We start from the raw sequence: 11,895 nt of genomic DNA on the forward strand, positions 1-11,895 counted from the left end.
CGCCGGGGGTACCCCCGACGTCTCACATATTGGCTGCTTAGCGGTCCTTTGGACCGGCAGGTAGATGCGTCAGAAAATAGCGTGTCTGCGTTTCCATCAGGTGGCGCACCGTATTTTTCCCTTCTCTGATACCGTGTGTCCGGTTGGGGTACGACATGAAATCAAACTGGATATTTTCTTCGACCAGCTTGTTAATCAGGCGTTCGCTGCCTTGATAATGCACGTTATCGTCACCGGTGCCGTGGATCAGCAGTAAGTTGCCTTTAAGGCCACTGGCATAATTGATTGCCACTGCTTTTTCATACAAGTCAGCATCGTCTGGAAGAATGCCGGAATAGCGTTCCTGATAGATGGTATCATACAGGCGGATATCGGGAACAGGGGCGCGGGATACGCCAACACTGTATACGTCCGCATGGCGGAACATCGCGTGCAGGGTACTTGTACCGCCACCAGAGTGCCCCCAGATGCCAATACGGTCCATGTCGATATAGGGGCGTTCTGCAGCCAGTTTTTTCACCGCGTCTGCCTGGTCATTCACATTTGTCAGGCCCAGCGTTCGGTAGATGGATTTCCGCCAATCCCGACCTTTGGGCGCTGGTTGTCCGCGGTTATCTACTGTCGCAAATATATAGCCCTTTTGGGTCATCATAATGTGCCACAGCTCATTTTTGTCGGACCAGCGGTCGGCAGCAGTCATGCCGGCTGGTTCGCCGTAGACATAAAAGATAACGGGATATTTTTTGCGGGGATCAAAATCCGGCGGCAAACGCAACAACCCTTCAAGCGTGGTACCGTCATCCGCGGTTACAGTGAAAAACTCGCGTTTTCCTTTGTCCGCAGCGTCATAGGCAGCCTGCAGAGCTTTATTGTCGACAAATGTGCGCAGGCTTTTGTGATCAGGCAGGCTCACCAGATCAACAACTTCCGCCTTGTCCCGTGTTGAATAATGGTGGAAGGCAAATCGGCCATCTTCGCTTATGGAGTAGCTATGCCATCCGGGCTGATCGATTGGTGTTAGCCGTTCTGCAGGGGTGGAGCCGTCAACAGCAACCCTGTAGAGATACTGGCGCTGCGGATCATCGGGTGATGCATCAAAATAAATATAGCCGCCGGCAAGGTCAATGCGGCGAATACGGATCACGTCATAGGTGTTTTCCGTCAGGGCAGTCTCTGTCTTGCCGTCCCGGCTGATACGGTAAATCTGACGCCAGCCATCTTTTTCACTGACCCACAAGAACTCGTTACCGTCTTCAAGCCAGCGGAAGTCGGTAACAGGATCAAGCCAGGCGCTGTCTGTGTCTGTCAAAACAGTGCGGCTTTTCCCTGTTGATGCAGACGCCAGAATAAAGTGATTGGTGTTCTGGCGGCGGTTCAGCTGCTGGATGGCGACTTCCTCGGAATTTGATGCCCATTCCATCCATGCCACATACATATTCCGTGGATCACCACTGAGGTTCATCCAGGTTGTGTCACCGCCACTGGCAGAGACAACACCAATGCGAGCAGCCGAGTTTGTCTCGCCTACCTTCGGATAGCTGAATGTTGTCAGTGTTGGGTACAGGCTATCTGTGTTGTTAATCAGGGTGAAGTCTTTGACACCACTTGCATCAAGCTGCCAATAGGCGATTTTAGTGCCGTCTGGTGACCAGCGAAAACCGTCACGAAGGCCGAACTCTTCCTCGTAAACCCAGTCAAACGTGCCGTTGATAATCGTCTCTGACCCGTCGTCAGTCAGGCGGGTTAAGGCGCCTGTTGTTACAGATTCTATATAGATATCGTGGATTTTTTGGCCGGTTTTCTGAACATAGGCAACACGCGAAGAGTCAGGCGAGAACTTTGCAAACATCAGGGACGATTCTGGAAAGTTTTTTCCAAGTTTGCGCAGGTTTTTGGTCGCCAGGTCCATGACCCAGTAATCCCCCTGGGTGTTTTGGCGCCAAACGCGTTTCGAATTTGTATAAAGAAGGGCATAGGCACCATCTTCTGACCAAATTACCTTCTCGACTTTCAGGGGTTTGTCGTGGCCATCCGGGGTTAGGTCTGCAACATCAATCAGGACAGATTTGTCGCCGGACGCCGGATCATATTTGAAAACGCTCAGACGGTCTTTATCGCCGTCGACTTCTTCGATAATGCTGTATCCCAGTCCGTCTTCCAGCCAGACATTGTCACCAAGGCGTTTCGCCTTGAATTCATCGCTTGAATAGATGCGATCCAACGTCAACTGGGTCGAAAGCTCAGGGTTTTGCGCATCCTGCGCAACCGCTGCGCCCGTGGCTATCGTTGCCATAAAAACCAATCCTTGTAGTGAATTTTTGAGACCCATGATTCTCTCCGCCAAACTTTTAATCTCCTGAAGATGCCCTCTGATAAATGGAAACACAAGACCATATGATGCGGGAAAAGCACACCGTCTTTTAAGATAGTGCGCTATTTCTAATATTCCTTGAAAAAATGCCGATTTTTCGATATGGCATGTGTACCGGATAATGCCGGTAATGACTAAAATACCGGTTTGATGAACGATCTTGGCCCTGCCATTTAATATCCTCTACCTTTCCGGACTAACGCCAAAGGAGAGCAAAATGGCTACTGGCACAGTAAAATGGTTTAATGCGACTAAAGGTTTTGGCTTTATCGAGCCAGAAGAAGGCGGCAACGATGTATTCGTACATATCTCTGCTGTTGAGCGCGCTGGCCTGAAGGGTCTGAACGACGGTCAGAAAGTAAACTACGAGCTGACAGAAGACCGTCGCGGTCGTATGTCTGCTGACTCGCTTGAGACTCTTGACTAAGTATCGTCGGTTTTCAGCAAAAATTTCGAAAGCAGGGCTTTATGTCCTGCTTTTTTGTTTTGACGTGCCGTCCCTTTGCTGGGCAAAGGGGGGCACTGTTTTCCTGAAAGAATTTACGGCTACAGCGTCCCGTTAAATCCAATCCTTGTCCCTAAAGTTTTTCAGCGTTCGACAAAAGGCCTGCATTTCCTCGGGCGTGCCGATCGAAACCCTGTTCCATCCTGGCCCGGTATTCATATAGCGTCCTACCAGAAAGCCAGCTTCTTCCATGCGGTCTTTATAAGTTTGGTGATCGCCGGTGATTTGGTGCAGCACAAAATTTGTCTGACTTGGTATATGTGCCAGGCCAAGTGCATCAAGGGTTTCGGTCAAAATGGCTTTACCGTTGCTGTTGGACTTTTTACCTCTGGCGATAAAGTCGGTATCGTCAAGGCTGGCCATGGCGGCGGCAATGCTGGGCAGTGCCAGATTCCACGGGGCATAATAAGCGCTGATTTTTCCGGTGACATCAGCATGACCAAACCCGTATCCGACTCGCATACCTGCCATGCCGTGCAGTTTTGAGAAGGTTCTGGCAACAAATACATTCTTGTACCCTTCTTTCACAAGCGACACAGCGCTTTGGTAAGCAGGGTCATCGACAAAATCGTGATAGGCCTCGTCAATCAGGAAAAAGACATTCGCCGGGGCCCGTTTTATCCAGTTAAAGAGCGGGTTTGTTGGTACCAGCACCCCTGTCGGGTTGTTGGGGGTGACGATATAGACGATCACAGGGCCCGTGGTTTTGGCGGATAACCGTTCCAAGCCTTCGAGGTCGACTTCAAAACGGTCATTCACTGGTAGTGGGACATATGTTGCGCCGGTAACAGCACACTGTCTCTCAACTCTTGAAAAAGTGGGGGCGGGGGCAATAACGGTGGTGTTTGGGCCAGACATGGCAAACATTTGCGCGATGAGCAGCCCGGTAGATCCGGCGCCGATAATTACGCTATCGTTAGACAGCCCTTCAGTGTGTGCAATTTTGGCGGCCAAACTTCTAACCATCGCATCTGGATAGCGGTGCCCGTATGCAAGGGCAGCGTTCGCTGCTTTTTTTGCATGTGGCGACATGCCCAGCGGGTTTTCATTCTGGTTCAGGTAAATTGGACCAGAGGGCACCTCTTTTGGTACATCCTCAGCTGAAAGCCCGCTGCCCGTGGCCGCCGCAGTGCCGATCAGGCTTACGCTGCCCAGCGCGGAAATAAATTGTCTGCGATTAACCATGCCTTTTCCTTCCCTTTATACACCCCAGTGAATGCCAGCAGTGTACGCAGCAGACAGCATGCTGTCTACCGGGGCAGGTTTAAGGTAGGTGCAGGGAGGTATGTTGCCGGGCGGCAGAAAAGGCGATTAACCCAGATCTTCTTCGATGATGGCCATCTGGAACTGGTAAGAAATCTCGCCTTCGTCATCGTCTTTATACACAAGCCCGATAAATTCATTTGCAAGCATTACTTCCACGCTGTCGTCGGCTTTCGGGCGTCTTATCAGGCGAATGTTAGTATTGCTAAACTTAGATTGCAGATACGCTTGTAATTTATCAGTCTCATTGGCGTTCAAAGAAACCGCTCCTATTTATTTGCGAATTAAAAACTTTCAATGTTCCCTTTATCCGAAGGTGGTAAGCTTTTACAAGAAAAACTGTTCAAGGTCAAAGCCGACCAAGATATAAGTTAACAGGAAAGACATGACCCAAGATCACGATTTCGTTAGTGAGGAAAGAAAGGCGGCTTTTCAGGTCTGGATTACCAACAAGCTGGCAGAGCTGGATGGTATCCTTGATCAGCTAAGTGGGGTGGAAAAGCCGGCAGACAGTCAGGTTGACCAGTTGAAGGCAGTTGTTCATGATATCAAGGGTACGGGCGGCAGCTTTGGCTATGCAGAATTGTCCAGGCTGGCGGCAGATTTATACAGCCATCTGGACGCCAGTCAGGAAAACCACATCCCGCTGCAACCCCTATGCGGTCAGTATATCACTTGGATGCGAGCACTTTTTGTGTAAGCTGGCCATACTGGTACTGTTACTTGGTAAAATTTTTTCCCAGCAGAGGGTTTTTGATTGACGCAAACACCTTTCTGGCCTCTAACTTGCTTTCCGTGGGGGGTTTGGTTTGATTGAGGATTTTCAATGAGTCGTCCCGGCATCGTTCAGGATTTAAAAGAGTATCTGGCATCTTTGAAGCAGCACCGTAGTGGCCGTATTGCTGTGCATTTGCGGATATCCGGTTTAGAGAGGCACCTGAAACAGCAAAGTTATCGTATTGCTGCTGCAGCGCATTTGAAACCGCTAATTGATAAGTATTCAGCACGCACATTCACGCTAGAGAATGGTGATATTTTTCTGATCACTAATGGCGCTTCAATAGCGAACATTAACAATACCCTATGGAATTTGCGGGATGAATATAAGGAATCATCTTTCCTGCAGTCCGTCCAGTTTGAACCAGGACAGGATAATGTCTTTGTAGGCTGGTATCCTCTCGAGGACCGGTATGATCTTCTAATGGAGGTGGTTGGTGCCCTTGCCCGCGGCGAAGCTGCGCCGCAAGTCTCCTCTGCAGGAAATACTGTATCGACGCCTGCGGCACCACGATCAGTTCAGTCAGGCTCAGGTGACGGGTCTTTCAGTCGTCGTCCGAAGATGATTAAGCTGTTGCCTATTGATCCGCCGTCCAAGGATGAAAAAACCCTGACACTTGATCCGAACCTGTTCATGACGATTAGCAAGGCTTTGCACGGTGTGGATGTGGCGGGTATGATCCGGAAGCAGACCGTGGCTGTGCGTACACCCAAAGGGGATCAGGCCCCTGTGATGGTACACCGGTTTATCCCGATTGATACTGTGTTCGAGCAACTTCTTGATGGGGCAAAACTTATTCCCAACCGTTGGCTTGTTGGGTATTTGCGTGATTATTTGTCGGACCGAATACTAAGTAGTCAGCCTAACCTCTATAATGACGGTTCTCTTGCTTCCAGCCTGTCTGTGACATCGGGTGCTATTCTTGGCAAAGCGTTTGAGCCATTTTGTAGGTCTCTCGGCAATCAGTCGCGTAGCACGGTTATCCTGCAGTTTGACATACGGGATGCCATCAGCAGCCCTTCCCAGTATCTGGAAGCAGTGGCGCTGGCGACCGAGCAAGGGTTCCGAACCAGTATTGCCGGCATTGATGTGGTGTCTCTGCACTGGTTGGCGCAGGCGGATCTGAATGCCAATTTCATCAAGATTGAATTCCCGAAAGCTCCGATGGCAAACTGGCTGACCAAGGAAATTGAAACCTCGATCAAACGGTCACTGGATCATAACGGGGTTGCCCGGTTTATTCTTGATTGCTGTGATACGGAAGAAAGCGTTCAGTTTGCCCAGCGGGTTGGGATTAACCTGTTTCAGGGTAATGTTATTTCGCCAGTGACTATCTAGGGCAAGTCCGTCCTGATGGCGCATAGTCTTTTGTCATAGATAAAGCCGCAGTCACAAAGGGCTGCGGCTTTACTGTGTATCAGGTCTGGAATAGAGCAGGATATGCAGGATTACTGCGGTGACCGTTTGGCTAATATTCTTTGTAGGGTACGTCTGTGCATGTTCAGGCGCCGTGCGGTCTCTGATACATTACGGTCGCATAGCTCGTACACCCGCTGGATATGTTCCCACTTGACCCGGTCAGCAGACATGGGATTGTCAGGTGGTGGTGGGGACTGCCCTTCTGGTGTCAGGAGGGCCATTTCAATTTCTTCCGGGCCGGCAGGTTTGGCCAGATAATCAACGGCCCCTGCTTTTACTGCCGCGACAGCGGACGCAATATTCCCGTATCCTGTCAGGATCACAACACGAATATTTGGATTGATTTGCTGCAGTGTTGGCACCAGGTCAAGACCGTTACCATCTTCAAGGCGCATATCGACGACGGCATAATTGGGCGGGTTCTCTGCCGCAACGCTTGCCCCTTCTTCGATGCCTTCCGCAGTAAACACGGTAAAGCCGCGCCGTTCCATGGACAGTGCGAGACGACTTCTGAAGGCTTTATCATCCTCGACGATCAGAAGCGTCTTTTCCGGTATGCTATTTATACTTTCAGACATAGTTTCCGTCCTTATCGTTTTTTCGGAGTCTCTGATAAGGCCAGCATTGATCGCGACCACCGGATAGAGACACAGGCGCCATTAGGCGTCTTATTATCGAACTTTAACCGTGCACCGGTCCGTTCCAAAAGGGTTTTTGCAATAAATAATCCAAGCCCCATGCCGCCGTCCTTGCCGGGAACCGGCGTGCGGGTGGTAACATAGGGTTCACCAAGGGATTTTATCACCTGTGCATCAAAACCGATACCGTCGTCTTCGATGTTGACGGTAACTGTCTTGCTGTTCTGGCTGATTTTTATATCGACCCGGGACCGGGCATAGCCGGTGGCATTTTCGATTATATTACGCAGGGCATGAATAATTTCAGGGGATTTGCTCACAACCAGTGGGTCTTTCAACGTATTCTCATAAACCATCTGAATGGACCGTTTTTCAAACGGTTCCGCAGCTTCCCTGATCAGTGCTTCAAGGGAGACTTCTTCAAAATGTTTGGTATCGCCTGCATTTCTTGTTTCTCTGAGTTCCGAGAGAATGGCGCGGCACCTGGCGGTTTCATCGGCAATCATTTTAATCTCGGCTTTGACCGTTTCATCGCCTTCATAGGTATCCATCAGTTCGCTAGAAATCAGCATAATGGTGCCAAGGGGCGTTCCAAGTTCGTGTGCCGCTGCGGCGGCGAGTGTTCCCAGTTCTGCCAGTTTCTGTTCTTTCTCCAGGGCGATATTTGTCGCAGCCAGTGCCCGCGCGTGGGCGCGGCCTTCCCGCGCTACCCTTGCGATATAAATCGACAGAAAAATTGTTGTGAAGCTAAGCCCTGTCCAGACCCCCGCTTTATAAAGAGGGTTGAGCGGTTCGAACTGGCCAGCCCACGGCAGCGGGAACGGGGTGAAGGCAAGCGTGGTAATGGCCGTTATCGAGAGAAAATTCAGAAAGAAAACACTGGTTTTACCCATGATGGAGGCTGCAACGATCGTCGGCGCCAGCATCAGGACAGAAAAAGGGTTTGTCAGTCCACCCGTTACAAACAAAAGCAGGGTTAAGTTCAACAGGTCAAAAGCCAGTTGCAGACTGGCGGCGCGCTCGGTCAGTCGTTTGTTGGCCGGTCGCCAGAAGGTCAGCCACATATTAACGATGATGGAGGCAGAAATAATCACCAGAATTGGGATTTCAGGCAGGGAAAAGCCCAGAACATAATGAATGATCAGAATGCAGATGGTTTGGCCGGCAATTGCCATCCAGCGGATCGCCGTTAAGGTTCCGAGACGCACCCCTTCATTGCTGTCGATGATAATTTCGTTGATGTGCTTTGTGTCAATCATGGTGCTGGTGCGGGTAATTACTGCGTTTGGCTAACTAGTAGCATCACAAGTAGACCGATGAAAGCAATATAGACAGACACACTGACCCACAAAACCAGCAGAAGGCTTTTCAGATCTCTGGGGCCTTGTCTGGCTTTCCCTGTTTTTGGGCCAAGCCACTGTGTATGAATTTCCTTGAAGTTTCCCGCGAGTGTATCGGCTGAGCCGTCCGTGTATTTAAACACAAGGTTTCTGCCAAAGCCGTAGAGGCCAAGCGGTATAACAGCGGAGGGCATGGAATTTTTCAGGACGAGGCGGGTGCGGAACAGGGTAAAAGGCTTGCCCCCCGGGACGACCATCAGGGCGACGGCGAAAACCAGCAGGGTCATAAGCGTTGCGGGCAGTGTCAGAATTTCGTGTGCCCAGAAAGCGCAGCTGTAAAAGGGGGAGCGGGGACGTACCATGCCACCGGCAGCAAACCGCATCATCTCGTTCAGGAACAGATAGGGCAGTATCAGAGCAAAGCCGCCTAGTATAAAGAGTAAGCCGGTGGTCACCGTCCGGGTGAATGTCTGGATCAGGGTCTGGGTCAGCAGTCTGCAATTTGTGTGCATCGTATCGGCATCGTGGGGTTTGCCGCTGGCTATTAAAGACCCCAGGGACTGTATCACCTCGCGTGCATGATCCCATACAGACCGCTGGCGGACAAGAAGGGCCAGGACAGTTATGACACCCACATATACCAAGATGTCATTACTTGTAAAAAGAGCAGCCATTCCAATGTTGATGACGGTACCGGCGATAAAACTGAGAAAGAGAAAAAGTGCGGTAAAAGCAAAGCCGCGAAAAAACCGATTCTCCTGGCTGCGGGTGTCACGGTCGAGCTTAGGAATGAAACGGTGGACGGGAGCCGCGAAAAGCCGGGATACATCAGGCACCCGGCCCAAAAGGTTTTTGCCGCCAAACACCAGATCAAGCAAAATAGCCAGTGTCAGCAGAAAGGCAGAGACGACGGTCAGTTCGGTTGCTGACATCTGTGCGTCCTAGCTGGCACCTGCGTCTTCCAGGAGGCGGATCATGCGGGTACTGCGGCTCAGGCGCGCATATTCCAAGGCAGATTTGCCCGTCAGGTCCTGTACGTTCGGGTCTGCACCAGCCTCGAGAAGAAGGCGTGCTGCTTTGAACTTTCTGCCCCGTACGGCTTTCATCAGGGCAGTTTCCTGACCAATATCTGCTTTGTCCGGGTCCGCGTTGGCTTCCAGCAGCATTTTTATCATGGCTTCGTCGCCTGCAGTGGCCCGTACCATCAAAGCAGTCAGGCCCCGTTCACGGCCGGCCAGATCAGGGTTTGCGCCGTGGTCCAGCAATTCGCGCATAATTGCAGGATTGGCGACCCGTGCTGCAAGTAGAATGGCAGGTGTACCTTCCGTGCGGCTGCGCGTGTTGGGCGACGTTCCTTTTTTCAGCAAGTCTTTTACTTTGTCCAGCTCATTACGTTCGATCGCCTGCAAGAGGTCAAACTGCGGGTTAATAGCTTTCGCAGGGCCAGCAAGCAGGATGGCAGTTGTCACAAGAGACAGAAGTAAAAAAGCTAAACGTTGCATGGGATCTCCGCTGAGTTTTGCACTGAGTATTGCACTGGGTTTCTTCCCCTGTGTTATTCTAAATTTCGGGCACTGAGTCAAATGAACACTTTTTGATCGTGGCTCTGGGGGTGTGTTCACAGGTATTTTACCTCTCACTGTCTTATAATCGGCGCGTTTTAGCCAAAGATTTGGTGACATTGATACGCAGCCTGGCCTATATATCCTTTGACTGTAAGCTGAAGGAGTATCTAATGAAGCAGGTTCGTATCATTGCATGGATTCTTGTCCTGGGACTGGCTGTCCTGATGGGGGCGCGGTATTTTCTTGCCCCAAATTCTGGCCCGGCAACAGGTACGTCCACAGAGGACCCTTCACGTAATACGCCTGGCGGGCCATTCAGCCTTGTAAATCACTTTGGCGAACCTGTGACCGATGCCGATTTTCGCGGCAAATATATGATGGTATATTTCGGCTACAGCTTCTGTCCTGATGTGTGCCCAATGGAGCTTCAGAAAATGACATCGGCGCTTGGCAAGCTGGAGGCTGAAGGATATTCAACCGATGCAATTCAGCCAATTTTTATATCCGTTGACCCTGAGCGCGATACCCCCGAAGCCCTGAAAGACTATGTAGCCCTGTTTCATCCTAATCTGGTTGGCCTGACAGGCACCCCTGAACAGATCGCAGAAGCGGCCCGTGTGTACCGCGTATATTACAGCAAGCGTGAAGCAGAGGATGTGGAAGGGTATCTTATGGACCATTTGTCGGTGATATTTCTTATCCGGCCTGATGGCAGCTATGACAGGATTTTCACAGCGCGTGATACCCCTGATTCCATGGCGGTTGCGCTGAAACCTATTGTAAAAGGATAGCCGCGTGGCCTTTTGGCAAGAAAAATCACTGCAGGATATGACGCCGTCAGAGTGGGAATCACTCTGTGATGGTTGCGGTAAATGCTGTCTTCATAAATTAGAGGATGAAGACACAGGCGAGGTATATTTTACCAATGTTGCCTGCAGGATGCTGGACCTTGAAAGCGTCCGCTGTAAAAAATACGAAAACCGGCAGCGCTATGTTGCAAATTGTATGGTCTTGACCCCGGACCTGGGCGACAGATTTCGCTGGATGCCTGCCACCTGTGCGTACCGTTTGTTATCTGAAGGCAAAGACCTGCCCGACTGGCATCCGCTGAAATCCGGGGACCCTGCCGGCGCGGAAAAGGCTGGCTATAGTGTGCATGGCCGCGCAGTAGATGAACGCGACGCGGGGGATTATGAAGATCATATCGTTGACTGGCCACAAGATACTTGATGGTCTGCTATGCTGTTTAAATCCCGCCCCAAACCCGACACACTAACAGCAAATCTGGATGGGGATCTTGTTCCGGTCTCCGTCCGTCTTAATGCGCGCGCACGCAAGCTTATCCTTAGATTTGACGTAGAAACCGGCGGGGCGAAAGTAACGGTACCACCTGGCACGTCACGGCGCCGCATTCAAAAGCTTGTTGAAGACAATACAGATTGGCTGCTGGAACAGCGGTCCGCACGGTCGCTGAATGTTTTGGGGCACGGGGATGACGTGACACTGGGCGGTAGTCTTTACAGACTTCAATATAGTGATGCGCCGCCGCGCCGTGTTGTGCTGCACGACAGGGACGGGGAAAATATATTATGTGTTGGTGGCCCCGCGGATATGGCGCCGTCCCGATTGGAAGCATGGCTTAAGAAAGAGGCCAGACAGCGTTTAACACAGGCGGCCCATGATCATGCGGAAACACTGGGGTTCAGTTTTGAACGCATCAGCATAGGCGATATGGCAACCAGATGGGGGAGCTGTTCATCCCGGCGGACACTCAGGTTTAATTGGCGGCTGATATTGGCGCCCCCGCAGGTACTGGATTATGTTGCCGCACATGAAGTTGCCCATCTGGGGGAGATGAATCATTCGCCTGCCTTCTGGGCGCTGGTGACGGCATGCAGACCAGACTGGAAGCAGCACCGGCAGTGGCTTCGGGATAATGGCGCGGACTTGATGGCAATCAGGTTTGCGGGCAAGTAGGCTCCGGGTTTCCTGATGCGAGGGTATGTATTCCCTTGC

The 11,895-nt window shown here is 51.1% G+C and carries 13 protein-coding genes; 6 read left to right on the forward strand and 7 right to left on the reverse strand.

What is annotated here, in order from left to right:
• Positions 1 to 37: 37 nt before the first annotated feature.
• A complete protein-coding gene (locus IE181_RS03990) occupies positions 38 to 2,293 on the reverse strand; it encodes a S9 family peptidase (RefSeq protein ID WP_191250249.1) in 2,256 nt (751 codons plus the stop codon).
• Between the two features lie 295 nt (positions 2,294 to 2,588).
• Between IE181_RS03990 and IE181_RS03995 the strand changes: the two genes are divergently transcribed.
• On the forward strand, positions 2,589 to 2,798 hold the full coding sequence (locus IE181_RS03995; protein WP_191250250.1) for a cold-shock protein: 210 nt from the start codon (positions 2,589 to 2,591) through the stop codon (positions 2,796 to 2,798).
• Positions 2,799 to 2,930: 132 nt separating this feature from the next.
• On the opposite strand, the gene IE181_RS04000 is transcribed toward IE181_RS03995, so the two are convergent.
• Positions 2,931 to 4,061 (reverse strand): pyridoxal phosphate-dependent aminotransferase, encoded by a 1,131-nt coding sequence (locus tag IE181_RS04000; protein ID WP_191250251.1) that lies wholly within the window; start codon positions 4,059 to 4,061, stop codon positions 2,931 to 2,933.
• A 126-nt stretch (positions 4,062 to 4,187) separates the two neighbouring features.
• The gene (locus tag IE181_RS04005) at positions 4,188 to 4,397 is read right to left on the reverse strand and encodes a DUF3126 family protein (protein ID WP_191250252.1); all 210 of its coding nucleotides are present in this window, start codon (positions 4,395 to 4,397) and stop codon (positions 4,188 to 4,190) included.
• Between the two features lie 127 nt (positions 4,398 to 4,524).
• Between IE181_RS04005 and IE181_RS04010 the strand changes: the two genes are divergently transcribed.
• Together IE181_RS04010 and IE181_RS04015 are read left to right on the forward strand one after the other, a co-directional pair.
• Positions 4,525 to 4,839 carry an Hpt domain-containing protein gene (locus IE181_RS04010; protein WP_191250253.1) on the forward strand — a complete coding sequence of 105 codons (315 nt, stop codon included), beginning with the start codon at positions 4,525 to 4,527 and terminating at the stop codon, positions 4,837 to 4,839.
• A gap of 126 nt (positions 4,840 to 4,965) precedes the next feature.
• On the forward strand, positions 4,966 to 6,255 hold the full coding sequence (locus IE181_RS04015) for a hypothetical protein (protein ID WP_191250254.1): 1,290 nt from the start codon (positions 4,966 to 4,968) through the stop codon (positions 6,253 to 6,255).
• Between the two features lie 110 nt (positions 6,256 to 6,365).
• On the opposite strand, the gene IE181_RS04020 is transcribed toward IE181_RS04015, so the two are convergent.
• Genes IE181_RS04020 through IE181_RS04035 form a run of 4 tightly spaced genes read right to left on the reverse strand, consistent with a single transcriptional unit; the run spans position 6,366 to position 9,816 of the window.
• On the reverse strand, positions 6,366 to 6,914 hold the full coding sequence (locus IE181_RS04020) for an ActR/PrrA/RegA family redox response regulator transcription factor (protein WP_191250255.1): 549 nt from the start codon (positions 6,912 to 6,914) through the stop codon (positions 6,366 to 6,368).
• An 11-nt stretch (positions 6,915 to 6,925) separates the two neighbouring features.
• Positions 6,926 to 8,233 (reverse strand): ActS/PrrB/RegB family redox-sensitive histidine kinase, encoded by a 1,308-nt coding sequence (locus tag IE181_RS04025; RefSeq protein WP_191250256.1) that lies wholly within the window; start codon positions 8,231 to 8,233, stop codon positions 6,926 to 6,928.
• Positions 8,234 to 8,250: 17 nt separating this feature from the next.
• Positions 8,251 to 9,246 carry a hypothetical protein gene (locus IE181_RS04030; protein ID WP_191250257.1) on the reverse strand — a complete coding sequence of 332 codons (996 nt, stop codon included), beginning with the start codon at positions 9,244 to 9,246 and terminating at the stop codon, positions 8,251 to 8,253.
• A 9-nt stretch (positions 9,247 to 9,255) separates the two neighbouring features.
• The gene (locus IE181_RS04035) at positions 9,256 to 9,816 is read right to left on the reverse strand and encodes an ankyrin repeat domain-containing protein (protein WP_191250258.1); all 561 of its coding nucleotides are present in this window, start codon (positions 9,814 to 9,816) and stop codon (positions 9,256 to 9,258) included.
• Between the two features lie 233 nt (positions 9,817 to 10,049).
• Between IE181_RS04035 and IE181_RS04040 the strand changes: the two genes are divergently transcribed.
• The 3 genes from IE181_RS04040 to IE181_RS04050 are packed head-to-tail and all read left to right on the forward strand — an operon-like array spanning position 10,050 to position 11,856.
• The gene (locus IE181_RS04040; protein WP_191250259.1) at positions 10,050 to 10,670 is read left to right on the forward strand and encodes an SCO family protein; all 621 of its coding nucleotides are present in this window, start codon (positions 10,050 to 10,052) and stop codon (positions 10,668 to 10,670) included.
• Between the two features lie 4 nt (positions 10,671 to 10,674).
• Complete coding sequence (locus tag IE181_RS04045) at positions 10,675 to 11,109, forward strand: YcgN family cysteine cluster protein (protein ID WP_191250260.1); 435 nt, start codon at positions 10,675 to 10,677, stop codon at positions 11,107 to 11,109.
• A 9-nt stretch (positions 11,110 to 11,118) separates the two neighbouring features.
• A complete protein-coding gene (locus IE181_RS04050) occupies positions 11,119 to 11,856 on the forward strand; it encodes a M48 family metallopeptidase (protein WP_191250261.1) in 738 nt (245 codons plus the stop codon).
• Positions 11,857 to 11,895: the final 39 nt, after the last annotated feature.

Source organism: Kordiimonas sediminis, assembly GCF_014656395.1.
Classification (GTDB): Bacteria; Pseudomonadota; Alphaproteobacteria; order Sphingomonadales; family Kordiimonadaceae; genus Kordiimonas_A; species Kordiimonas_A sediminis.